The organism is Gammaproteobacteria bacterium, from assembly GCA_030680605.1.
In the GTDB taxonomy this organism is placed as follows: domain Bacteria; phylum Pseudomonadota; class Gammaproteobacteria; order SURF-13; family SURF-13; genus JAQBXX01.
Map to the genome: position 1 here is coordinate 139,485 of JAUXUQ010000002.1, position 23,603 is coordinate 163,087.

Consider the following 23,603-nt stretch of genomic DNA (forward strand, 5'->3'; position numbering starts at 1 on the left):
ACGGATCCAACGACGCACTTGTCCCAATCTGCGAAACTTATCCTAATGTCTGTAACAACTGCTCGACAGCGTGAATGCGCGCAGCAGCCTCCGGCAGTGGTTTAATCATACGCAGCTTGTTCTGCCCGTCCAGTTTATACACTTTTGGCTCGCGTTGGATCAAGGCGATGATCTGGCCGGGGTCGACGGCGGGTTGGTCATTGAAGATCACGCGTACGCCATTTTCACCGGCTTCAATTTTGCGGATGCCGAGTGGTTGCGCCTTGAGCTTGAGGGTTGTGAGGGCGAACAGGTTCTTGGCGGCCTCGGGCAGCAGGCCGAAGCGATCGATCATCTCTACCTGCAATTCGCGCAGCTCGTCTTCGGTCACGGCGCTGGCGATGCGTTTATAAAGCATGAGGCGGGCGTGTACGTCGGGCAGGTAGTCGTCCGGTATCAGTGCGGGCAGGCGCAGCTCGACCTCGGCACCGTGGTCGAGCGGGCGATCCAGTTCCGGCGCCCGCCCGGCCTTGAGTGAGGCCACGGCGCGCTCCAATAATTCACTGTAGAGAGTAAAGCCAATCTCCTGCATCTGCCCGCTCTGGTCTTCGCCCAGCAGCTCGCCTGCGCCGCGAATTTCGAGGTCGTGCGTGGCGAGAGTGAAGCCCGCACCCAGTTCCTGTATCGATTCGATGGCCTCCAGCCGTTTGTGCGCATCGGCGCTGATGGCGTCGCGGTGTGGGATGATGAGGTAGGCATAGGCGCTGTGGTGTGAGCGCCCAATGCGGCCGCGCAACTGGTACAGCTGTGCCAGACCGAATTTGTCGGCGCGGTTGATGATGATGGTATTGGCGCTCGGCACGTCGATACCGGTCTCAATGATGGTGGTACACACCAGAATATTGAAGCGCTGATGATAAAAGTCGAGCATGACCTGTTCCAGTTCGCGCTCACGCATCTGTCCGTGCGCTACCCGCACGCTGGCCTCCGGCACCAGTGCGGTGAGGTCGCGTGCCATTTTCTCGATGGTATCGACATCGTTGTGCAGAAAATAGACTTGGCCGCCGCGCTTGATCTCGCGCAGCATGGCTTCATGTATCAGTGGCTTGTCCCATTCGCGCACGAAGGTCTTGACCGCGAGCCGGCGCGCAGGCGGGGTGGCGATGATGGAGAGATCACGCAGGCCGGAGAGCGAGAGCGAGAGCGTGCGCGGGATGGGTGTGGCGGTGAGGGTAAGCACGTCGACCTCGGCCCGCAGTTGCTTGAAGCGTTCCTTTTGGCGCACGCCGAAGCGGTGTTCCTCGTCGAGGATGACTAACCCCAAGCGCTTGAAGGTGATGCCTTCCTGCAACAGTTTGTGGGTGCCGATGACGATGTCAATCGTGCCTTCATCCAGCCCCTTGAGGACGGCATCCTGTTCTTTTTTGGAGCGGAAGCGCGAGATGGGCTCGATGCGTACCGGCCAGTCAGCAAAGCGATCCTTGAAGTTCTGGTAATGCTGCTGGGCAAGCAGGGTGGTCGGCACCAGTATGGCGACCTGACGTCCACCCTGCACTGCGACGAAGGCCGCGCGCATGGCGACCTCGGTCTTGCCGAAGCCGACGTCGCCGCAGACCAGCCGATCCATGGGTTTGCCGCTTTGCAGGTCGGCAAGCACGCTGTCGATGGCGTCGTGCTGGTCGGGGGTTTCTTCAAATGGGAACGCGGCGGCGAAGGCGTGATAATCATGGGCGTCGAGCGTAAAGGCGTGGCCTTCACGTGCCGCGCGCCGGGCGTGTATCTCGAGTAATTCGGCGGCAACATCGCGCACTCGCTCTGCCGCCTTGCGCTTGGCGCGCGCCCACTGTTCTCCGCCGAGTTTGTGCCACGGCGCCTGCTCCGGTGCAGCCCCGGTGTAGCGGCTGATGAGATGCAGCGAGGCCACTGGCACATAGAGTTTGTCACCCCCCGCATATTCCAGGGCGAGGAACTCCATTTGCAGGCCACTGACGTCGAGGATTTGCAGGCCGAGGTAGCGACCGACACCATGATCTTCATGCACCACCGGACTGCCTAGCGAAAGTTCAGCCAGGTTGCGGACCAGCCCCTCGGCGTCACGGGTGCGTGCCTTGCGGCGGCGGCGTTGCAATACCTGCTCGCCGAAGAGTTGTTGCTCGGCAATGACCGCGATGTGCGTCTCCGGCAGCAGCAGGCCATGCTCCAGTGGCGCCACGGTGATACCGAGTGGCGCATCGGCGGCGAGAAAGTCGTGCCAGCCGGGAAACAAGGCGGGGTGCAGGCTGGCGTTTTTCAGCAGGTCGACCAGTGTCTCGCGTCGGCCTGAAGTCTCGGCGGCCAGCAGGACGCGGCCGGAAAATGTAGCCAGAAACTCCAGTAACCGCGCGGCGGGTTGTGCGGCGCGCCCATCAAGCGTGAGCTCCGGGGGGCTGGCGGTGGGGAAATTGAGCGCAGCAGTGTGTGGCGCAGCTTGCAGCTGTATCTGCGGGAAATTTTGTAGTCCCGTCAGTAACACCTCGGGCGGGATAAATATCGACTCCGGCGTCAGCAGCGGGCGTTCCCGGTCGTGGCGGCGCTGTTCATGGCGCTCGCCCGCTGTGCGCCAGAAGGCGTGTGCCGCCTGCTCCACCCCTTCCATGATGAATACACGGCTGGCCGGCGGCAGGTAGTCGAGCAGGCTATGGGTGTGGTTGAAGAACAGCGGCAGGTAATACTCGATGCCGGGCGGTGCAAAGCCGCTGCTCACATCACGATACAGAGGGCTTTGCTGTGGGTCGCCCTCGAAGCGGGTGCGGTAGTTCTGGCGGAAGAGGGTGATCGCCTTTTCATCCAGCGGAAATTCGCGCGCGGGCAGCAGGCGGATGGACGGCACCGTGCCATTGGAGCGCTGGCTCTCGGCATCGAAGCTGCGCAGGCTGTCGATGCAGTCATCAAACAGATCGATGCGATAGGGTTGACTGCTGCCCATGGGGAACAGATCCAGCAGGCTGCCACGCACGGCAAACTCGCCATGCTCCATGACCTGAGATACGCAGCGATAACCGCTTGCCTCCAGTCGGGTGCGCATGGTCGCGAGATCGAAGCGCGCGCCGGTTTCGAGCAGCAGGCTATGCCCCTGCACATACTCAGACGGTGCGGTGCGGTGCAGTAGCGTCTCTACCGGCACAATCAGGACGCCGCGCTCCAGCGTGGGGAGCTGGTAGAGCGTGGTCAGACGTTGCGAGATGATGTCCTGATGGGGCGAGAAGGTGTCGTACGGCAATGTTTCCCAGTCGGGAAAGGTGAGCACGGGGAATCCGGTCTGCGCCCCTCCGGCATAGAAGCGTACCTCATGCTCCAGCCGGGTGGCGTGCTGACTGTCCTGGGTGATGACCAGCAGTGGCCCGCGGTGGTGTCGCGCGGCTTCGCAGAGGGCCAGCCCATGACTGCTGCCGGCCAGTTGCGCCCAGTGCGTGCAGGCGCCCGCCTCCGCAGGGAGTGGCGCATGCAGCAGCACATTCAGTGCGGGCACGGCGTCTGCCGCCACTAAGGCTGTTTCCGGTGCTGTGCGGGTCATCAGGTGAGGGTGAATGTAGCAGATCATTGTCCCATATTCCGTTGCTCAAGGCAGGTTTTTCGTGGCGGCTGGGGTGGCGCAGGCCAGCTATTGAAAATTGAACTGTAACTGCCTAACCTAGGTCTCATGAGGCATGAAATGCGGCAACTCTTGCCGCTGGATGGCTAGCAGGCATGCCCACTTCTGCTATTTCGACCGATATACAGTTATGGCGTACACTCCGGATGAGGACAGGGATGATGGCGTAGCGCTGGAAGAGGCGAAGCCCAAGCTTGCCAAGCCGCCGCTCTACCAGGTGGTGTTGCTGAATGATGATTACACGCCGATGGAGTTCGTGGTGCAGGTGCTGGAGCTGTTTTTTGCCATGAGCCTGGAAAAGGCGACCCAGATCATGCTGCATGTGCACACGCGCGGCAAGGGGGTATGTGGGGTGTACACGCGCGACATTGCGGAAACCAAGGTGGCTCAGGTGAATGAATACTCTGAGCGTAATCAGCACCCCCTGCTGTGCACCCTGGAAAAGGCCTGAATATTGCTACTCACTGACCAGATGCGGCTGCATACAGCGACACCAAGAGGGTAACAGCATGTTAAGCAAGGAGCTCGAGGTCACACTCAATACGGCGTTCCGCGAGGCACGCGAGAAACTGCACGAATTCATGACCGTGGAGCATTTGCTGCTGGCCTTGCTCGACAACCCTACTGCGGTTACGGTGCTGCGGGCCTGCGGTGCTGACGTGGACCGATTGCGCAAGGATCTGAACGGTTTCCTGACCGAGACTACGCCGTTGTTGCCGATGCAGGATGCACGCGACACCCAGCCCACCCTCGGTTTTCAGCGTGTGCTGCAGCGCTCGGTATTGCACGTGCAGTCCTCCGGCAAGAAAGAGGTCACCGGTGCCAATGTGCTGGTGGCAGTGTTCGGCGAGCAGGACTCGCAGGCTGTGTATTTCCTGAAAAAACAGAGCATCAGCCGCCTTGATGTGGTGAATTACATCTCCCACGGCATCTCCAAGGTGCATGGCGATGATGATGCGCAGGTGCCACCTCCGGCAGCCGACGACGAGACGGGTGCCGAAGCGCCTGCCCGTACTGCGCTGGAGAATTTTGCCACCAACCTCAACCAGCTTGCGCGTCAGGGCAAGATCGACCCGCTGATCGGACGCAAAAATGAAGTCGAGCGCACCATCCAGATACTGTGCCGCCGGCGCAAGAATAATCCGCTCTACGTGGGCGAGGCCGGTGTTGGTAAGACCGCCATCGCCGAAGGCCTGGCCAAGATGATTGTAGACGGCGATGTACCGCAGGTGCTGGAAGACAGCACCATTTACGCGCTTGATATGGGCGCTCTGCTGGCGGGTACCAAATACCGAGGCGATTTCGAGAAGCGCCTCAAGGCGGTGCTGAACCAGTTGCACAAGGAGCCCGGCGCAATACTGTTCATTGACGAGATTCACACCATTATTGGCGCAGGGGCGGCCTCCGGAGGGGTGATGGATGCCTCCAACCTGCTCAAGCCGATGCTGGCATCAGGCGAATTGCGTTGTATCGGTTCTACCACCTATCAGGAGTACCGCGGCATCTTCGAGAAAGACCGCGCACTGGCGCGCCGCTTCCAGAAGATTGAGGTCAACGAGCCCAGCATAGACGAAACTGTGGCCATTCTGGAGGGCCTCAAGTCTCGCTTCGAGAAGCATCACAAGGTGAAATACTCGCACAAGGCATTGCGCACGGCGGCCGAGCTTGCAGAGCGCTACATCAATGACCGCCATCTGCCGGACAAGGCCATCGATGTGATCGATGAGGCGGGTGCCAGCCAGGCCATCATTGTGGCCTCCAAGCGCAAGAAGACCATCGGTGTGGTGGAGATTGAAAATGTGGTGGCCAAGATGGCACGCATTCCGCCCAAGACGGTGTCGACCTCCGACAAGGACATGCTGCGCCATTTGGAAAAAAACCTGAAGCTCATGGTGTTTGGCCAGGACGAGGCGATAGAGGGGCTTGCCGCTGCGATCAAGATGGCGCGTTCGGGGCTGGGTCATGCGCAAAAGCCGATCGGATCGTTCCTGTTTTCCGGTCCGACAGGTGTTGGCAAGACCGAAGTGACGCGTCAGCTGGCCAAAGTCATGGGCGTGGAACTCATTCGCTTCGACATGTCGGAGTACATGGAGCGACATACGGTGTCACGCCTGATAGGCGCGCCGCCCGGCTATGTCGGCTTTGACCAGGGTGGCCTGCTCACCGAAGCGGTTACCAAGCATCCGCACGCCGTGCTGTTGCTGGACGAGATCGAAAAGGCGCATCCCGATGTGTTCAACCTGCTGCTGCAGGTGATGGACCATGGCACGCTGACCGACAATAACGGGCGCAAGGCCGACTTTCGTAACGTGGTAATTGTGATGACCACCAACGCGGGTGCGGATCAGGTTGGCCGCTCCTCCATCGGTTTCGCCGAGCAGGATCACAGCGGTGACAGTATGGAGGTGATCAAGCGCACGTTTAGCCCCGAATTCCGTAATCGCCTCGATGCCATTATTCAGTTCAAGGCGCTGGGGAGCATGACAGTCGCCAGCGTGGTGGATAAATTCATCCTGGAGCTCGAGGCCCAGCTGGAAGATAAGCATGTGACGATAGACGTGGATGATGAAGCACGCGCATGGCTTGCCGTTCACGGATTTGACCGTGTGATGGGCGCGCGCCCCATGGCGCGCCTGATTCAGGAGAAGATCAAGCGCCCGCTGGCCGAGGAACTGTTGTTCGGAAAGCTGGCCGGTGGGGGCCATGTGTACATCAGCGAGAAGGACGGCGAACTGGTCTTTTCGGTTGCGGCAAAGGAGAATCTCGAACAGGTTGAAGCAGTAGGGTAAGGTGCGCTGACCTGTATGCGGGCTTCTGTGGTACCGGGGGTGCCGGAGAACGGCCGGTTGGGACGGGGCTGGCAGGGACTAGCGTGCGCGGAAGCTGATGCGGCCTTTGGTAAGATCATACGGCGTGAGTTGCACGGTTACCCGGTCACCGGTGAGAATGCGAATATAGTGCTTGCGCATCTTGCCGGAGATATGTGCGGTCACCATGTGGCCGTTATCCAGCTTGACGCGGAACATGGTATTGGGCAGCGTCTCTGCTACCGTGCCTTCCATTTCAATGTGCTCTTCTTTTGCCATGCCGTTCGTTTACCCGTGACTGATGCTGCAAGCAGCGTTCAAAGCGCGGCCATTATACTACAAAAGCCGTATCCCTATGGGTCATCTCCTGTAAGCCGCAGCCAGCGGTTGTGGCGGTATATCTCCAGCGGTCGGTACTGGCCTTTATAGTCCATTTTGCGGCACTGCCTGAGCCAGTAGCCGAGATAGAGCCAGGGCAGTCCGAGGCGTCGCGCCTCCTGTATCTGCCACAGCACGGCATACACGCCGAGGCTACGGGCACTCTCTGCCGGCTCAAAAAATGTATATACGGCCGAAAGCCCCTGTGGCAGATGGTCAGTGATGGCGACGGCAAGCAGTTGCTGTCTGCGGTGCAAGGTGTATAGGCGGGTGTCGATGCCGGGGGCGTTGAACAGTTCCTGATATTGTTCTGGCGTCGATGGGCCTGTGTGATCATCAGCATGCCGGTGGGCGAGATAGTGCTGGTAGAGTTGAAAGTGCTTGGCATCATACAGCGGGCTGAGACAGCCGACCTCGATATCCCGGTTGCGTTGCCAGACCCGCCGGTGACGTCGACGTGGCTGAAATTCATTGACGGGTACGCGTACCGGGATGCAGGCCTCGCACGCGTCACAATGCGGGCGATACAGGTGTGGGCCATTGCGACGGAACCCCTTCTCAATCAGGTTGCCGTAGAGGGCGCTGGTGAGGGTGTGGGCAGGATCAGCAAACAGCAGGCTTGCGCTGCGTCCGGCGAGATAGGGGCAGGCGTGAGGCGGCGTCAGGTAAAAATCAAGCGTGCTCATGAGGTCGGTAACCGGGGTTATCCCAGGGGGTTGCCAGTGGCGGCATATCGCGCCACTGTTGCAGCAAGCGGATGAATTCATGGCGCGGCAATTTCTCCGCGCCCAGGCTGGCAAGATGTGGTGTGTGCATCTGGCAGTCGATCAATCGGTAGCCTTGCTGGTGCAGGCGTGCAGTCAGATGTGCCAGCGCTACTTTGGAGGTATTGGCGTGACGGCTGAACATGGACTCGGCAAAGAATACCCTCCCCAGCGCCACGCCATAGAGGCCGCCCACCAACTCGCCCCGGTGCCAGACCTCTGTGGAGTGGGCATGGCCAAGCCGATGTAGTTCGCTGTAGGCATCAATCATGTCCACTGTAATCCACGTGTCTGTGTCTGCATTGCGCGGTGCGGCACAGGCCTCCATCACGGCAGTAAAGCAGGTGTCATACGTGACGCTGTAGCGGTGCTGCCGCAACAGCTTGCGCAGGCTGCGCGCTATCCTGAAATGCTCCGGGAACAATACCGCCCGTGGGTCAGGTGACCACCACAGCACAGGTTGGCCTGTTGCATACCAGGGAAAGATGCCATTGCGATAGGCCTCGATCAGGCGTTGCGGCGCGAGATCGCCGCCTACGGCGAGCAGGCCGTCAGGATCGCGTAGCGCCAACGTTGCGTCAGGAAAGCCGGTGTCGTGAGGTTGAATATAATAGGGAGTCTGCATCAGCGGCAGACCGGTTTAAATGGCGAGTGTGCGTGCAGCTCCTCAAGATGAGGCTGGAGGGCAAATGTTTCACGCGTCAGAAAGTCTTGTACCGCAGCGCTGAATGCCGGGTGCGCGAACCAGTGCGCCGACCAGGTGGGCGTAGGCAGAAACCCGCGTGCGAGCTTGTGTTCGCCCTGCGCCCCCGCCTCAAAACGGACCAGCCTGTGACTGATGCAGTACTCCATAAGTGAATAATAGCAGCACTCGAAGTGCAGGCCGTGAAAGTCGGCGGCGCAGCCCCAGTGGCGGCCATACAGTGTGTCGCCGCCACGCAGATTGAACGCGCCGGCCACGTACTTTCCATCGTGCTGCGCCAGCACCAGCACAACGTGCTCTGCCAGTGAGCGCCCGATCTCCATGAAAAACTCCAGTGTCAGTGATGCACTGCCACCCTTCCTGTCGAAGGTGGAGCAATAGAAAGCATGGAATAGTTTCCACTGCTCAGCGCTGACCTGGTGGCCACTCAGTATCTCAATCTCAATCCCGGCCTCGCGCACGCGTCGGCGCTCCTGCTTGATCTTTTTGCGCTTTTCGGCGCTGAGGCTGGAAAGAAAATCGGAAAAGTCCCGGTAACCCGGATTGTGCCAGTGGAACTGGAAGCCGCTGCGGCGCATGAAGCCATGCCGCTCAAGCAGTGTAGTGTCGTGTTCGGTGGTGAACAACCAGTGTACTGAGGAAGTCTGGAGGCGGCGGGCATGGTCGAGTATAGCCTCCACCAGTCCGCCAGCCACGACCTCCTGATCGATGCTATCTGCCAGCAGCAACCGGGGGCCGGTGGCAGGGGTATAGGGCACTGCGACGACCAGCTTGGGGTAATAGGGCATGCCATTGCGCTCGTAGGCCTCTGCCCACGCCCAGTCGAACACAAACTCGCCGTGAGAATTGTATTTGAGATACATCGGCGCGGCACCTACCAGCTGGCCACGGTCATATGCGGTGATGTGCTGTGGCACCCAGCCGGCATGTCGCCCGACACAGCCATGGCGTTCGAGCGCAACCAGAAATTCGTGACGTAAAAACGGGTTGTCGTTGCCGGCGAGAGCGTTCCATGCGGCGGCGGCGATGTTGTCAAGGCGGGGTGTGACGGAGATGTCCATGCCGTTATCCGGGTGCCGGTATTTTCCATTCCGGGCTTTGCGCGGGCCACACGCCATGCTCGATTACTGTGTTGTGGTCAAAGGCCAGAAAGCTCGCCGTGCCGTAGTGTGGCAGCGGACGGAGCAGTAGTTGCAGGGCGGCCGTGTCAGTCACGGACACAATGGCGATGGTCTTGCCGTTGCGCTCCGTGACCCATACCTGTGCAGTGCCCTTGTTGCGCAGGTTCGGTGGACGCTCGGCGAGCTTTTGCGCGCTGAGAAAGTGATTGATGTCAGCGTGCAGTCCAATCACCAGCGCAGATGCGGTGGCAGGCAGTGCGGTTGCGATTTGCGGCGGGTGATCTAATAGTTTTCCGGCGAGCGCCAGCGCGGGTTGGCGTAGTGATGGATCTGCCGTGAGTACCACTGTTTGCGTCGCCGGGTCGTTGATGACCTGACGCAGTATAGGGGGTGCCTCGGCAGGCGCCAGCCGGCGAAACAGCCTGACATCGGGATCCAGTACCAGCGAGATCGGCGGGGCAAGGGTTTCCAGTGTGTAATCGGTACTCATCTCCGCCAGCTCGAGCATGTGATGCTCTACTCCGCGTTCGGTATTGACGAGTACAGGTACGCGCAGGGTGTATGCCGGTGCGGATTGGCGCAAGGTAAAACTGACGGCGTGGCGGGCACCTGATGCGGTTGTTTCAATATTTTGCAGCGCGAGCCGGGGTGCGCCCGTGCGATCGAGCCATTGCTGAAACAGGGTCGCGAGATTTTTGCCGGAGCTTTGCTCAAAGGCATGCCGCATCTCGTCCCAGCCCGCCGTGGTGAAGGCATGTTGTTGCCAGAACTGCCGCAACCCGGTATCGAAGGCCGCCGTGCCAATCTGATCGCGTAGCATCAAAAACAGGAAGGCGGCCTTGTGGTAGCCGATGGTTTGTGAGGCGCTGTGGTGGCGTGCAGTGAAATCGCTCAAGGCAATATCCTGGCCTTGCGGTATCGCGGCGAAGTCACGCAGCCAGGAAAGACGCAGCGTGCGCGCTGCGTCTGCGTCAGCGCGCTCCTTGTAGGTGTAATCGGCCATGAAGGTGGTGAGCCCCTCTGACCAGTTGCCGCGCTGCCAGTCCACATAGACGCCGTTGCCCCACCAGTTGTGCAATATTTCATGGCCGAGCGATCCAAAGCGGATGAACGGCAGGCGCAGCACATTACTGCCAAGATAGGTAAGCGTGGGCATGCCAAAGCCGGTAGGTAGCGGGCTGGAGACGATGCTGAACTCGCTGAACGGATAGGGCCCGATCCATGTGCTGTACAAGTCGATGTAAGCATTGATGGAGTCCAGATAATCCTGTGCGAGCTCTGCGACAGGGGGGTGGAAATAAGTGCGCAGGCGCAGACCGTTTTCAATGCGCTCTTCAATACGATATGGACCGGCCATGAGGGTGATGCCTTCGGCGGGATGGTTAAAGGCGAAGCGTGCCCGGTAACGCCCCTGGCGCAGTGTCTCTTCCGTCAGCGTGCCCGGCACGATGCCGCGCTGCGGGTCGGGGAGGTCGAGTGTAAGTGTGTAGGTGAAAGGCACATCGTCCAGTTGCGGGTACCAGGCGCTGGAGGCGGGCAGATAGCTGCCGCTGCTGTCCGCCATCGCAGGCAGCCGCTGTAACACATCACGCTCGTCAGCCGTCGCCTTGAGGGGCGCCAATGTGCCCGTGTAGCGCACGGTGATGACATGCGGCGCAGCTTGCTTGCCCAGCGGGATGTGCCAGTGTGACAGGCCATCTGTCGTGCCGGCGCTCGTGTTAGGCAGCTCGCGACCGTTGAGCGCCAGATACTCCAGCACAAACTCGTGGCCCAGCGTCAGGTGTGCCCGTGAGGGTGATGGTATCCGTGGCCTTCAGTAAGCGCGTCGCAGGGTCGAGCTCGATGCCGAGGTCATGGTGGATGTCCGTGACGCCTGCCTGTGCCGTAACCGTGATGGTGCACCACAGCAGCAGCCCGGTGAGTGTCCTCATTGCTGCGCGGGGAACTTGGCGACCACCTCAAGCGTGTGCGCGCCGCGTCTGATCTTGATGGGTAGCCACGTACCGGGTGCCTGGCGCTGTATGATCTTGCTTACCTCAGCGGCGGCTTTTACCGTTACGCCCGCCACTTCCAGCAGCAAGTCATCATTACGCAGGCCCGTGTCTTCGGCAATGCTGGCTGGTGTGACCTCAGCGATGCGTACGCCGTCTTTGTCATCCTGCAGCTGCACGCCCAGCCGTGGTTTGTCGCTATTGGCCGCGACAGCCGGCGTTGCTATACCAAACACGGCATCCGCAATGGTGGATGTCAACGCGTCACAAGCCTGCCCGGCATCCCAAGCGAGCAATACGGCCACATCGTGTACGCCAAGGTCGGCCAACTGGTGCGGTACGCCGTAGCGGTTCATCACATGGCCGGCGCCCATAATGCCGATCACCAGCGGCGCACCTGGTTGGCGCACGGCACTGTTGATGGCTTCGGCCATGGCACGATCCCACGTCAACTGGCCTTCACTGAAGCGACGGAACCCGGCGTCATCGGGATCGGGCGTGGCATCTGCGGTCTTGTCGTGATCCGCCTCGGTGCGAGCTTTGCTGTGGGCGCGGTAGACCTCGGTGAGTTCTTCCCGATAACCCGGGCTCGCGGGCGCCGGGCGCGATACGCCTTCGCGCTGACTCTCGGGCACGGCATCCCAGCCGCCTTTGCGGACGGCACTGGTAAAGCTGCGATCCACGTTCAGTGCTACCATCGGAATGCGGTTCATGCGGGCGAAATGGAACAGCGGCATGTAGAGGGCCGGGTCGTAACTCCATACCTTGTACCACTCGGTTTGTTCCAGAAATTCAGCTTCGGAGAGCTTGCCCGCCACCCAGCGGTCGAGTGCCGCCTGTGTGCGGCGCGGGAACATTTCAAATCCCAGCACCAGATCAGAACGCCATGTGTGTAGCCCCGCGATAGTCTGCAATTGCCAGCGATGGTGCTCGAAGCTGGTGTGATTCTCGCCCAGCAGTACCACCTGACGACGGCTGAGTTTTTCCATGAAGGCGGGCGCAAGCAAGGTCGCCCCTTGCGGGTGTTGTAGTGATGTCCACGTGGCAACAGGCGCGCAGGCGTCCTGCCGGGTTTCAGCGGCGCTCTGCCCGCTGGCCCCGAACAGACAAAGGGTGCTGAAGAGAAGGGTGTATTTTTTCATGCGGTATGGGGTGCTGAATGAACTGCCATTATACCAAAGGTGTCAGCGTTGCCGCAGTATGGTTTCCCGTAAGGTCGACATGTGCTGCCGGTAGGCGTTCCCCGTCAGTGCGAGACTTGCACCATGGAACGGTGTGCAGGATTTTCATGAAATTTCGCTGGAATGTCGCAATGGGAGCGGCAGGGTATTTTCTAGCCATACCGGGATCGATAGCTTCTAGTGCTATCTAACGATCGGGAGGATGGTGGACGCGTCCTTGGCGAAATTCTTTATCGGGGTCCGTAATGAAGCTGGCACATTGCCCGGCTGATATGCTGCTGTCGTTGCAGGGTGGAGATCAAGGGTTAGCGGCCTGGTGTGCGGTCAAGGCGCCGGTAGGAGATGGCCTCGGTGAGATGGACGGTTTTGATGTCTTCGCTGCCTGCCAGATCAGCGATGGTGCGGGCGACCTTGAGAATGCGGTGATAGGCACGGGTTGAGAGACCTAAGCGCTCTATGGCCTGCTCCAGCAGGTGTTGATCACCGTCGCCGAGACGGCAAAATTTTTCCACTTGTTTGTTCTTGAGGGCGGCGTTGGGTTTGGCGCTGCGCAGCATCTGCTGGTTGCGTGCGGCTTCCACGCGCTGGCGCACCGTTGCGCTGGTCTCGGTTTGTTCGTCTGGTGCGGCGCGCAGGCCTCCCTCCGGCAGCTTGGGTACTTCGATATGCATGTCGATGCGGTCAAGCAACGGGCCGGAGACGCGGGCGCGGTAGCGTTGCACCTGCTCCAAGGTGCAATGGCAACGGCCCTTGCTGTCGCCAAGATAGCCGCAGGGGCAGGGGTTCATGGCGGCAATGAGCTGGAAACGCGCAGGAAATTCGGCCTGGCGCGCAGCGCGTGAGATAGTGATGCGGCCCGATTCCAAGGGTTCGCGCAGGACTTCCAGTACGCGCCGGTCGAACTCGGGCAGCTCGTCCAGAAACAGTACGCCGTGATGAGCGAGCGAGATCTCGCCCGGACGCGGCACGCTTCCTCCGCCCACCAGCGCCACGCCCGATGCCGTGTGATGCGGCGCGCGAAACGGGCGTTTGCGCCATAGCCGGGTGGCAAAGCCTTGATCGCTGACGGACAGCAACGCCGCCGACTCCAGGGCTTCTTCCTCCGTCATCTCCGGTAGTGCTCCCGGTAAGCGGCTCGCCAGCATGGTTTTTCCAGTGCCGGGTGGGCCGATCATCAACAGGCTGTGGCTTCCGGCCGCAGCTATCTCCAGCGCGCGTTTGGCATGTTGCTGACCGCGCACCTCCGCTAAATCCTCGCCAGTCTCCTCTCCAAGCTGCGCCGCATTTAACACGTGCGGTGTGAGCGCCTGGGTTCCAGTCAAATGCGCGCACACTTCCAGCAAGTGGCGCGCGCCAATCACCGTTACTCCCGTCACCAAAGCCGCTTCATCGGCATTTTCCATTGGCGTTAGCAGCATGCGGCCTGCCTCGCGCACCTTCAGTGCCACCGGTAGCGCACCGCGCACCGAACGCAGATCGCCCGTCAAGGCCAATTCCCCGATAAACTCGTAGTTTTCCAGTGCTTGTTTTGGGATTTGCCCCGAAGCGGCCAATATTCCAAGCGCAATCGCAAGATCAAAGCGTCCGCCTTCCTTAGGCAGGTCAGCGGGCGCGAGGTTGATGGTGATGCGGCGTGTGGGGAAGTCGAAATGCGCGTTCAGTAAGGCGCTACGCACACGGTCTTTACTTTCCTTGACCGCCGCCTCCGGCAGGCCAACGATAGAAAGGCTGGGTAAGCCGTTGGAGAGATGTACCTCCACCGTGACCAGTGGGGCATCAATGCCGGATTGTGCACGGCTGTAGGCCACAGCGAGCGACATGCGGGGGCGTTATTCTGTCGTACGTAGTTTTAGCAATTCGGACTCAAGCGCCGCCACTTTATCATCCAGCGCCTTGAGCTTGGCACGCGTACGTGACAGCACTTCAGTCTGTACGTCGAATTCCTCGCGCGTGACCAGATTCAGTTTGGCGAAGGTGCTGTTCAGTGCGGCGCGCAGACTTCTTTCCACGTCACGCTGCGTCTCGTGTAGGCCGGGTGGGATAATGCCCGTCAATCGTCGCACCAGCTCGTCCAGTGTCGTTGCCCCGCTCATCTGAGTTCCTTCCTTTAAATGGCACCATGATGGTGCGTAAATTCAAAATCAGCCTGATTATAGTGCGCTTTGCACTGCATTTTTACTAATTCATCAATATAACTATATGATAATAAAAGCAAATAATAGCATGGCACGGGAACTGCATTATATCGTGTGGCTCAATAATCTGGCTCAAAATTCGGTCAAGGCTATTGTGGCGCATTCATTTATATACTTTATATAGGGAGACTTGCTAATGAAAGGCCTAACAACGACTCTGATGACAGGCGTGCTTGCGATCAGCCCGATGCTGGCATTGGCCGATGAGCCGGCCTCGCCACATAGCGTTACCGGTAACCTCAGCTTTACCAGCAATTATGTCTTCCGCGGCTTCTCGCAGACCACAGATGATCCCGCCATCCAGGGTGGGTTTGATTATGCACACGAGAGCGGAGTTTACCTAGGTACTTGGGCGTCGAATGTATCGGGCGACGTCTACACGGGTGCCAATATGGAATGGGATGTCTACGCCGGGTACAACGGCACGATCAATGATGATCTCAGTTACAACGTTGGGTTGCTGCAGTACTACTACCCAGGCGGTTCTGAGTTCAATACCTCGGAAGCCTATGCGGGAGCGACATTCAAGTTTTTGAACGTGAAATACTCTCACACCCTTACCGATTACTTCGGAGTCGATGACTCGAAAGGTTCGGGCTATTTGGAGGCCAACGCCAACTTTGATCTCCCGCAGGATTTCGGTCTGGGACTGCACGTCGGTCACCAGAAGGTGAAGAACTCGAGTGATGCGGACTATACCGATTATAAAGTGAGCCTGTCCAAGGAGCTCGGCGGGTTTGATTTTAGTCTGGCCTACACCGACACGGACTATGACTCGGACGCATCTGACGAGAAATTCTTCCTGTCTGTCGGTAAGACCTTTTAACAGAGGCATGACTCATGCGATCACTGCATCGCCGCACTTATTTATAATGTAAGGAGATGACATGAAATTGATAACCGCAATTATCAAGCCCTTCAAGCTCGACGACGTGCGAGAGGCCCTGTCCGAGATTGGGGTGCAGGGCGTCACTGTTACCGAGGTGAAAGGGTTTGGCAGGCAAAAGGGGCACACCGAGCTGTACCGGGGTGCGGAGTACGTGGTGGATTTTCTGCCCAAGGTGAAGATCGAAACCGCTGTCGATGACGCCGTGCTGGAGCGCGTGATCGAGGCCATCGAAAAGTCGGCCAATACCGGCAAGATCGGCGACGGCAAGATCTTTGTCTATAACCTGGAACAGGTCATTCGTATCCGTACCGGCGAAACCGGTCCGGATGCGCTGTGATCAAGGGGACTATCACCATGACGATTTTTAAATACAGAAAGATGTTGGGCGCGCTGCTGCTCGGGGCGTGCGTAGGGTTCTCACCGCTGGTGGCGGCTGAGGAGATAGGTGCGCTGGCTGGCGAGGTAGTCGAGGCTGTCACTGAGGCGGCAGAAACGCCCAGCCTTGATTCAGGCGATACCGCCTGGATGCTGACTGCAACCGCCCTGGTGTTGCTGATGACCATTCCGGGCTTGTCACTGTTTTACGCGGGCATGGTACGTTCCAAGAACGTCCTGTCGGTGCTGATGCAGTGTTTCGCCATCACGGCCCTGGCCTCGGTGCTGTGGGCCCTGTATGTCTACAGTCTGGCATTTGATACCGGCGGCATGGAAAAAGGGGTGACTAACTTCAACTCCTTCTTCGGCTCGCTGGGCAAGGCCTTTCTGAGCGGTGTGAGCGTGGACTCGCTGGTCGGCACTGTGCCTGAGACGGTGTTCATGACCTTCCAGATGACCTTTGCCATTATTACCCCGGCACTCATTGTGGGTGCGTTCGCCGAGCGGATGAAGTTCTCCGCCATGCTGTGGTTCACAGCCCTGTGGTTGACGCTGGTGTATGCACCGATGGCACACATGGTATGGGGCGGTGACGGTGGCCTGATGTGGGACTGGGGTGTGCTCGATTTCGCCGGTGGTACGGTGGTGCACATCAATGCCGGCGTTGCGGGCCTGGTGGCGGCTCTGGTGCTGGGCAAGCGCATGGGCTACGGTACAGTCGCCATGCCCCCGCATAACCTGTCACTGACGGTGATCGGCGCCTGTCTGCTCTGGGTCGGCTGGTTTGGCTTCAATGCCGGTAGTGCGGTGGCTGCCAACGGTACGGCCGGCATGGCCATGGCCGTGACACAGATCGCGACGGCGGCGGCGGCGCTGGGCTGGATGTTTACCGAGTGGATGGTGCGCGGCAAGCCCACCGTGCTCGGTATTGTCACGGGTGCGGTGGCCGGCCTGGTCGCCATCACTCCGGCCTCTGGCTTCGTGGGCCCCATGGGTGCGATCGCCATCGGCGCTGTCGCAGGTGCGGTCTCCTACTGGGCGGCGACCAGCCTGAAGCGTGCGCTGGGCTATGACGACGCGCTGGACGTGTTCGGCGTGCATGCGGTGGCGGGCATCGTCGGCGCCTTGCTGACCGGCGTGTTTGCGGCGGCGAGCCTGGGTGGTACTCAGGGCGATGACTTCAGCATTGGTAGCCAGGTGCTTATCCAGGCGCAAGGCGTGCTGATGACCGTGGTCTGGTGCGCCATCGTCACCTTCGCCATCCTCAAGGTGCTGGATGCGGTGATGGGGCTGCGCGTCAGTGAAGAGGAAGAGTCGGAAGGGCTCGACCTCACGCAGCACGAGGAGCGTGGCTACAATCTGTAACGTCACTTAAGGCACAAATGAAAACGGGGGCTTAAAGCCCCCGTTTTTTTGCCTGCAGAAAGCTCTGTAGGATTACAGCAGTGGCACAATCAACAACGCCACGATGTTGATGATCTTGATCATCGGGTTGATGGCGGGGCCAGCGGTGTCTTTGTAGGGGTCGCCTACGGTGTCACCGGTGATAGCTGCCTTGTGCGCCTCAGAGCCCTTGCCACCGCAGTTGCCTTCCTCAATGTACTTCTTGGCATTATCCCATGCACCGCCACCGGTGGTCATGGAGATGGCTACGAACAGTCCGGTGATAATGGTGCCGAGCAGCAAGCCACCCAATGCCTGCGGGCCCAGAACCAGACCAACCACTACCGGTACCAGCACCGGCAGCAGTGAGGGCACGATCATTTCCTTGATCGCCGACTTGGTGAGCAGGTCCACCGCGCGTGAGTAGTCCGGTTTTGCGGTGCCTGCCATGATGCCGGGGATCTCGCGGAACTGACGCCGCACCTCAACCACCACCGACGCGGCCGCACGCCCCACGGCCTGCATCGCCAGCGCGCCGAACAAATAAGGCACCAGGCCGCCAATCAGCAGGCCGATGATGACCATGTGGTTGGAGAGGTCAAAGGTAAGCATGCCGCCCGAGTGCTTGCTCAGTTCGTGTGTGAAGTCGGCGAACAGCACCAGCGCGGCCAGACCGGCGGAGCCGATGGCGTAACCCTTGGTCACGGCCTTGGTGGTGTTGCCCACGGCGTCCAGCGGATCGGTGATGTTGCGCACCTCCTCCGGTAGCCCCGCCATTTGCGCGATGCCGCCCGCGTTGTCGGTGATGGGGCCGTAGGCGTCGAGCGCCACGATGATGCCCGCCATCGACAGCATGGAGGTGACAGCCACCGCGATGCCGTACAGCTCGGCGAATTGATAGGCGCCCCAGATGCCCAGGCAGATCGAGAGCACAGGCAGTGCGGTGGACTTCATGGAGATCGCCAGTCCCGCGATGATGTTGGTCGCGTGCCCGGTGGTGGAGGCCTCGGCCACGTACTTCACCGGGCCATATTCGGTCGCGGTGTAGTACTCGGTGATCACGACCAGTGCCGCAGTCACCAGCAGCCCGATGATGGCGGCGCCGTAGAGGTTGAGTACGCTGTAGCTGCCGTTACCGGCCATCAGCCAGTCGGTGACAAAGTAAAAGGCGATTGCGGACAGGACGGCCGCGACGATCAGGCCACGGTAGAGCGCGTTCATGATCTTGCCACCTTCGCGTGCGTTCACAAAGAAGGTGCCGATGATGGAGGCGATGATAGACACCGCGCCCATGACCAGAGGATACAGCACGGCATTGACGCCGGCCTCGCCAGTGAACAGCAGACCGCCCAGTAGCATGGTGGCGATGATGGTCACGGCGTAGGTCTCGAACAGATCGGCGGCCATGCCGGCGCAGTCGCCTACATTGTCGCCCACGTTGTCGGCGATCACGGCCGGGTTGCGGGGGTCATCTTCGGGGATGCCGGCCTCGACCTTGCCCACCAGGTCCGCGCCCACGTCCGCGCCCTTGGTGAAGATACCGCCGCCGAGACGGGCGAAGATGGAGATCAGCGAGCCGCCGAAGGCAAGGCCCACCAGCGGTGCGAGACTAACCGCTTCACCCGCGGGCGTCATGTACTGCAGAATGGAGTAATAACCCGCCACGCCGAGCAGTCCGAAGCCGACCACCAACATGCCGGTGATCGCGCCGCCACGGAAGGCGACCTGTAATGCGGCGTTGAGACCACTGCGCGCCGCCTCGGCCGTGCGTACGTTGGCACGCACCGAGATGATCATGCCGGCATAGCCTGCGAGGCCGGACAGGATGGCGCCGACGGCAAAACCGATGGCGGTCTGCCATCCCAGTAGCGGTATAAAGCCGATAACGAGGAATAATACGGCCCCGACGAGGGCGATGGTGCTGTACTGACGGTTGAGGTAGGCCATGGCGCCTTCCTGGATGGCGGCTGCGATCTCGCGCATGCGGTCGTTGCCGTCGGATTTTGCGAGTACCCATTGCATCGACCACACACCGTAAACGATGGCGGCGAATGCGCACACAATACTGATGACAAGTGCTGCTGACATTAGACTTTCTCCCTAAAGGTTTGGATAGTTGTCAACAAAAGTTACCGATCCGTCGGACGAAATGAAGCTCCTGGTATATCTGGCATATAAAGCTGTAAAACTCCCCGTACCATCTGCTTTTTAAAGGTGCAGGGTTACTTTTTAATATTGAAGCTGGTTTTCAGTCGCTTTGGTACGGCCGCATTCTTGAGGCGCACATACTGGGGCAGGCCATTTTTATATGGCGGATAGTCCTCGCCGGAAATCAGCGGTTCCAGATAGGCTCGGCATTTGTCGGTGATGCCAAAACCGTCCGGACTGATGAAGTTCTTGGGCATCATCTTTTCCACGTTCGCCACCTTGGACAGTTGCGCCATGCCGACCTTCCATTTATAGGGTGTGCTGGAGATGCGCTCCACGGTGGGCATTACCGCGTTGTGGCCCTTGAGGGCGAACTCCACCGCCGCCTTGCCCATGGCGTAGGCCTGTGCCACGTCGGTTTTGGAGGCGATATGGCGGGCAGCGCGCTGGAGATAGTCTGCCACTGCCCAGTGATACTTGAGCCCCAGACCTTCTTTAATGATGTTGGCCACGACCGGTGCCACCCCCCCGAGTTGGGCATGGCCAAAGGCATCGCGTAGCCCCTGGTCAGAGAGAAAGTTGCCGTCCGGACCCTTCACGCCTTCCGAGACCACGACCGAGCAGTAGCCGAACTTCTTTACCAGGGTATTCACCTTGGCGAGGAACTTGGTCTGGTCGAAGGCCACCTCCGGGAACAGGATGACGATAGGAATATCGCAGTCCTTGCTCGATGCGAGCCCGCCTGCTGCAGCGATCCAGCCCGCGTGACGGCCCATGACCTCGATCACGAACACCTTGGTTGAGGTCTTGCACATCGAGGCCACGTCGAAGCTCGCCTCGCGGGTAGAGATGGCGATGTACTTGGCCACCGAGCCAAAGCCCGGGCAGGTGTCGGTGATGGGCAGGTCGTTATCCACGGTCTTGGGCACGTGGATGGCCTGTAGCGGATAGCCCAGTTTTTCCGAGAGCTGCGAGACCTTGAGACAGGTGTCAGCGGAGTCGCCGCCGCCGTTATAGAAGAAATAACCGATGTTGTGGGCCTTGAACACTTCGATCAGGCGTTCGTACTCGGCACGGCTTTGCTCCAGGCCCTTGAGCTTGAAACGGCAGGAGCCGAAGGCCCCGGCGGGGGTGTGGCGCAGCGCCGTGATGGCCTTGGCTGATTCCTTGCTGGTGTCGATCAGGTCTTCTGTGAGAGCGCCGATGATGCCGTTACGGCCCGCGTAGACCTTGCCCATCCTGTCTTTGTGCTGACGTGCGGTTTCGAGCACTCCGCAGGCAGAGGCGTTGATTACCGCAGTGACCCCGCCCGACTGGGCGTAAAAGGCATTTTTTTTTGGCATGCTCCCTCACGTATATTTTTTGAGTAAACCGCGCCAGAGTGTAACGCATCATGCATCTTGGGCAAAGAGGTGCTGTTAAAAACATGATGGTGCAATTGTGTGTGAGGCGGGTATGTGCAGGCCGCTCATTGAGTGCCCGAGGTGCCGTGATGCGGGCGCTAACTTTTTCTTCTGATACGTTGACTTAGATGCAGGCTGAGGGTAGCTTAACGCTTGCCGAAACTCATCGTCACTGAAGGATGGCGGATAAGCATGGTGGAAAAGATCAATAACGACACCACAACAAGAGCGAGGAAGGCCATGAGAATAGTCCTGTTAGGAGCACCCGGCTCGGGCAAAGGGACACAAGCCAAGCTGCTGGTGCAGAAATACAAGATCCCCCAAATCTCGACCGGCGACCTGCTGCGGGCCGCAGTTGCTGCGGGTACACCACTGGGTAGGCAGGCGCGTGCCGCTATGGATGCCGGACAACTGGTCTCGGACGATATCGTGCTTGGCATGATCGCCGAACGGCTGAGTAGCCCGGACGCCCGCAATGGCTTCATTCTGGACGGTTTCCCGCGCAATATTCCACAGGCCGAGGCACTCGATACCATGCTCGCGCAACTGGAGCACCCCCTGCAGGTTGCATTACTTATTGAGGTGGACTTCGACATCCTCATGCAGCGGCTGACGGGTCGGCGCACCTGTGAGTTATGCGGTGAGACCTACAATGTCTATACCTCGCCATCAAGACTCGACGACAAGTGCGACAAGTGCGGCGGGAATCTGCGGCATCGTGCAGACGATAACGAGGAAACTATTGGCAGTCGACTGCGTGTTTATGATGCTCAGACTGCCCCATTGATTGTCTACTATCGCAATCAGGGCAAGCTGCGCACGGTGCAAGGCGTAGGCGAGATCAACGATATCTGCACTGCCATGCGCAAGATTCTTGATGATGCTGAGGCGGGGGCGAAGAGCGGCACGCTGAAGCAGGGTATGGCAGAGGTGCCAGCAAGCGAAAATAAACTCTTGCCTAAACAGGTTGATGCGAGCAGAATGCCGGCATCAAGAAAGACGCAAGCGATTTCGCCGGGTGCAAAAGTATCTGTGAAGCTCGCGCAGAAGAAGGCGGGCGATAAGGCGGCACCGAAGAAGGTGGCGGCGAAGAAAGCAGGTGTTAAGAAGTCTGGTGCGCGGAGCGCAGTAAAGAAAAATCCGTCCAGGACGATAACACCGAAAGCGGTGGCGAGAAAGAAGTCGGCTCCAAAGAAGGTAGTACCGAAGAAGGCAGTACCCAAGAGAGCAACTGCAATCAAGGCAACACCAAAAAAGGAGATATCAATGAAGAAAGCAACCAAGAAGCCTGCTGCAAAGAAAGCAACCAAGAAGCCTGCTGCCAAGAAGGTAGCCAAGAAGAAGGTCGTGAAGAAGGCAGTGGCAAAGAAAAAGCCAGCTGCGAAGAAGAAGGCTGCCGTCAAGAAGAAGCCTGCTGCAAAGAAGAAGCCGGCCGCAAAGAAGAAGGCTGCCGCGAAGAAGTAACAGTATCAGCTGTCCTGCATGTCAGGGGGTGGCTGATCCACCCCCTTGCTTTTGATCGTATCTCCCCCCACAGTATTAACCCATTCTCCGCTTGAGAGTCGCGTGGGCGTGCATTCTGCGCGCCGAGACCATTGCTGATCATGAAATTCACTGACGAAGCCTATATCCATGTAGAGGGCGGTGCCGGCGGCGGCGGCTGTGTGAGCTTCCGGCGTGAGAAATTTATCCCCTTCGGCGGGCCCAACGGCGGAGATGGAGGGGATGGCGGCAGCGTCTATCTGGTCGCTGCGCCGGAAATCAACACCTTGGTCGACTTCCGTTACAAGCGTGTCTTCCACGCTGAGCGTGGCCAGGCCGGGATGGGCAGCGACTGTACCGGCAGGAGTGGAGCCGACCTGTTGATCAAGGTGCCGCCTGGTACCCTGGTGATGGATGCCGACACCGGAGAGGAAATCGGTGATCTGACGGAGCCCGGTACGAGGCTGTGCGTGGCGCACGGCGGCTTTCATGGTCTGGGCAATGCCCGCTTCAAGAGCAGCACCAACCGGGCGCCACGGCAGTTCACGCCGGGTACGCCGGGGGAGGTGCGGAAGCTGCGCCTGGAGCTTAAGCTGTTGGCGGACGTTGGTTTGTTGGGGCTGCCGAACGCGGGCAAATCCACATTGATCCGTGCGGTGTCTGCGGCCCGGCCCAGGGTGGCCGCCTACCCGTTTACTACCCTGCACCCAAACCTGGGGGTGGTCAGTGTAGAAGCGCACCGGAGTTTTGTGGTTGCCGACATACCCGGCGTGATTGAGGGTGCGGCCGAGGGTGCCGGGCTGGGGTTGCAGTTCCTGCGCCACCTGTCGCGCACGCACCTGTTGCTGCACGTGGTGGATGTTGCCCCGTTGACGGACACGGATGACCCGGTTCAGGCCGTGCGCGCAGTGGAGGCCGAACTCAGTAAATTCAGCCCCGAATTGGCCGCGCGCGAGCGCTGGCTGGTATTGAACAAGGTCGACATGCTGCCGGAGGATGAGCGTGCTGGGCGTGTGCGCGCAGTCGTCAAGCAGCTCGGGTGGCAGGGGCCAGCATACCCGATTTCCGCCATTAACGGTGGTGGTTGCCGCGAACTGGCACAGGCAGTGATGGTGTATCTGGAAAAGCGGATACAAGATACAAGTGACAAGGTGCAGGGATAAAATCACAGCC

18 protein-coding genes and 1 pseudogene are annotated in these 23,603 nt (G+C 59.6%); 7 read left to right on the plus strand and 12 right to left on the minus strand.

Annotated features, from left to right (window positions below; genetic code table 11):
• Positions 1 to 37 precede the first annotated feature (37 nt).
• A complete protein-coding gene (gene mfd / locus Q8L89_02150; GenBank protein ID MDP1707861.1) occupies positions 38 to 3,559 on the minus strand; it encodes a transcription-repair coupling factor in 3,522 nt (1,173 codons plus the stop codon).
• Positions 3,560 to 3,740: 181 nt separating this feature from the next.
• Between mfd and clpS the strand changes: the two genes are divergently transcribed.
• Both clpS and clpA read left to right on the plus strand, forming a co-directional pair.
• The gene (clpS, locus tag Q8L89_02155) at positions 3,741 to 4,061 is read left to right on the plus strand and encodes an ATP-dependent Clp protease adapter ClpS (protein ID MDP1707862.1); all 321 of its coding nucleotides are present in this window, start codon (positions 3,741 to 3,743) and stop codon (positions 4,059 to 4,061) included.
• A gap of 58 nt (positions 4,062 to 4,119) precedes the next feature.
• Positions 4,120 to 6,399: an ATP-dependent Clp protease ATP-binding subunit ClpA gene (gene clpA / locus Q8L89_02160; protein MDP1707863.1), complete on the plus strand. Its 2,280-nt coding sequence runs from the start codon at positions 4,120 to 4,122 to the stop codon at positions 6,397 to 6,399.
• Between the two features lie 78 nt (positions 6,400 to 6,477).
• Here the strand turns inward: clpA and infA are convergent, their stop codons facing one another.
• The 9 genes from infA to Q8L89_02205 form a co-directional block, all read right to left on the minus strand.
• A complete protein-coding gene (infA, locus tag Q8L89_02165; protein ID MDP1707864.1) occupies positions 6,478 to 6,696 on the minus strand; it encodes a translation initiation factor IF-1 in 219 nt (72 codons plus the stop codon).
• 74 nt (positions 6,697 to 6,770) lie between these two features.
• Entirely contained in the window at positions 6,771 to 7,481 is a 711-nt protein-coding gene (locus Q8L89_02170) for an arginyltransferase (protein MDP1707865.1), read from the minus strand.
• On the minus strand, positions 7,468 to 8,184 hold the full coding sequence (gene aat, locus Q8L89_02175; GenBank protein ID MDP1707866.1) for a leucyl/phenylalanyl-tRNA--protein transferase: 717 nt from the start codon (positions 8,182 to 8,184) through the stop codon (positions 7,468 to 7,470). Before aat ends, Q8L89_02170 begins: the two co-directional genes overlap by 14 nt.
• Entirely contained in the window at positions 8,184 to 9,323 is a 1,140-nt protein-coding gene (locus Q8L89_02180; GenBank protein MDP1707867.1) for a GNAT family N-acetyltransferase, read from the minus strand. Before Q8L89_02180 ends, aat begins: the two co-directional genes overlap by 1 nt.
• A gap of 4 nt (positions 9,324 to 9,327) precedes the next feature.
• Entirely contained in the window at positions 9,328 to 11,142 is a 1,815-nt protein-coding gene (locus Q8L89_02185; protein MDP1707868.1) for a M1 family aminopeptidase, read from the minus strand.
• Complete coding sequence (locus Q8L89_02190; GenBank protein MDP1707869.1) at positions 11,102 to 11,314, minus strand: hypothetical protein; 213 nt, start codon at positions 11,312 to 11,314, stop codon at positions 11,102 to 11,104. Before Q8L89_02190 ends, Q8L89_02185 begins: the two co-directional genes overlap by 41 nt.
• Positions 11,311 to 12,516 (minus strand): ChaN family lipoprotein, encoded by a 1,206-nt coding sequence (locus tag Q8L89_02195; protein MDP1707870.1) that lies wholly within the window; start codon positions 12,514 to 12,516, stop codon positions 11,311 to 11,313. Before Q8L89_02195 ends, Q8L89_02190 begins: the two co-directional genes overlap by 4 nt.
• A 344-nt stretch (positions 12,517 to 12,860) precedes the next feature.
• Complete coding sequence (locus tag Q8L89_02200) at positions 12,861 to 14,375, minus strand: YifB family Mg chelatase-like AAA ATPase (GenBank protein MDP1707871.1); 1,515 nt, start codon at positions 14,373 to 14,375, stop codon at positions 12,861 to 12,863.
• 9 nt (positions 14,376 to 14,384) lie between these two features.
• Positions 14,385 to 14,648: an accessory factor UbiK family protein gene (locus Q8L89_02205; GenBank protein MDP1707872.1), complete on the minus strand. Its 264-nt coding sequence runs from the start codon at positions 14,646 to 14,648 to the stop codon at positions 14,385 to 14,387.
• 238 nt (positions 14,649 to 14,886) lie between these two features.
• Here Q8L89_02205 and Q8L89_02210 point away from each other — a divergent pair, with 238 nt between their 5' ends.
• The 3 genes from Q8L89_02210 (at position 14,887) to Q8L89_02220 (ending at position 17,379) form a co-directional block, all read left to right on the plus strand.
• A complete protein-coding gene (locus Q8L89_02210) occupies positions 14,887 to 15,576 on the plus strand; it encodes a TorF family putative porin (GenBank protein ID MDP1707873.1) in 690 nt (229 codons plus the stop codon).
• Positions 15,577 to 15,637: 61 nt separating this feature from the next.
• On the plus strand, positions 15,638 to 15,976 hold the full coding sequence (gene glnK / locus Q8L89_02215; protein MDP1707874.1) for a P-II family nitrogen regulator: 339 nt from the start codon (positions 15,638 to 15,640) through the stop codon (positions 15,974 to 15,976).
• 188 nt (positions 15,977 to 16,164) lie between these two features.
• Positions 16,165 to 17,379 (plus strand): ammonium transporter, encoded by a 1,215-nt coding sequence (locus Q8L89_02220; GenBank protein MDP1707875.1) that lies wholly within the window; start codon positions 16,165 to 16,167, stop codon positions 17,377 to 17,379.
• A 72-nt stretch (positions 17,380 to 17,451) separates the two neighbouring features.
• Here Q8L89_02220 and Q8L89_02225 read toward each other — a convergent pair whose 3' ends face one another.
• Both Q8L89_02225 and Q8L89_02230 read right to left on the minus strand, forming a co-directional pair.
• Positions 17,452 to 19,485: a sodium-translocating pyrophosphatase gene (locus tag Q8L89_02225; GenBank protein MDP1707876.1), complete on the minus strand. Its 2,034-nt coding sequence runs from the start codon at positions 19,483 to 19,485 to the stop codon at positions 17,452 to 17,454.
• Between the two features lie 134 nt (positions 19,486 to 19,619).
• A complete protein-coding gene (locus Q8L89_02230; GenBank protein ID MDP1707877.1) occupies positions 19,620 to 20,888 on the minus strand; it encodes a 6-phosphofructokinase in 1,269 nt (422 codons plus the stop codon).
• A gap of 300 nt (positions 20,889 to 21,188) precedes the next feature.
• Between Q8L89_02230 and Q8L89_02235 the strand changes: the two are divergent.
• Positions 21,189 to 21,827, plus strand: a pseudogene (locus Q8L89_02235) (adenylate kinase).
• 725 nt (positions 21,828 to 22,552) lie between these two features.
• Entirely contained in the window at positions 22,553 to 23,593 is a 1,041-nt protein-coding gene (gene obgE / locus Q8L89_02240; GenBank protein ID MDP1707878.1) for a GTPase ObgE, read from the plus strand.
• Positions 23,594 to 23,603: the final 10 nt, after the last annotated feature.

Coding starts and splice junctions, on each gene's coding strand:
- mfd (MDP1707861.1), bottom strand. CDS start 3,559: ATGATCTGCTACATTCACCCTCACCTGATGACCCGCACAGCACCGGAA.
- clpS (MDP1707862.1), top strand. CDS start 3,741: ATGGCGTACACTCCGGATGAGGACAGGGATGATGGCGTAGCGCTGGAA.
- clpA (MDP1707863.1), top strand. CDS start 4,120: ATGTTAAGCAAGGAGCTCGAGGTCACACTCAATACGGCGTTCCGCGAG.
- infA (MDP1707864.1), bottom strand. CDS start 6,696: ATGGCAAAAGAAGAGCACATTGAAATGGAAGGCACGGTAGCAGAGACG.
- Q8L89_02170 (MDP1707865.1), bottom strand. CDS start 7,481: ATGAGCACGCTTGATTTTTACCTGACGCCGCCTCACGCCTGCCCCTAT.
- aat (MDP1707866.1), bottom strand. CDS start 8,184: ATGCAGACTCCCTATTATATTCAACCTCACGACACCGGCTTTCCTGAC.
- Q8L89_02180 (MDP1707867.1), bottom strand. CDS start 9,323: ATGGACATCTCCGTCACACCCCGCCTTGACAACATCGCCGCCGCCGCA.
- Q8L89_02190 (MDP1707869.1), bottom strand. CDS start 11,314: ATGAGGACACTCACCGGGCTGCTGCTGTGGTGCACCATCACGGTTACG.
- Q8L89_02195 (MDP1707870.1), bottom strand. CDS start 12,516: ATGAAAAAATACACCCTTCTCTTCAGCACCCTTTGTCTGTTCGGGGCC.
- Q8L89_02200 (MDP1707871.1), bottom strand. CDS start 14,375: ATGTCGCTCGCTGTGGCCTACAGCCGTGCACAATCCGGCATTGATGCC.
- Q8L89_02205 (MDP1707872.1), bottom strand. CDS start 14,648: ATGAGCGGGGCAACGACACTGGACGAGCTGGTGCGACGATTGACGGGC.
- Q8L89_02210 (MDP1707873.1), top strand. CDS start 14,887: ATGAAAGGCCTAACAACGACTCTGATGACAGGCGTGCTTGCGATCAGC.
- glnK (MDP1707874.1), top strand. CDS start 15,638: ATGAAATTGATAACCGCAATTATCAAGCCCTTCAAGCTCGACGACGTG.
- Q8L89_02220 (MDP1707875.1), top strand. CDS start 16,165: ATGCTGACTGCAACCGCCCTGGTGTTGCTGATGACCATTCCGGGCTTG.
- Q8L89_02225 (MDP1707876.1), bottom strand. CDS start 19,485: ATGTCAGCAGCACTTGTCATCAGTATTGTGTGCGCATTCGCCGCCATC.
- Q8L89_02230 (MDP1707877.1), bottom strand. CDS start 20,888: ATGCCAAAAAAAAATGCCTTTTACGCCCAGTCGGGCGGGGTCACTGCG.
- obgE (MDP1707878.1), top strand. CDS start 22,553: ATGAAATTCACTGACGAAGCCTATATCCATGTAGAGGGCGGTGCCGGC.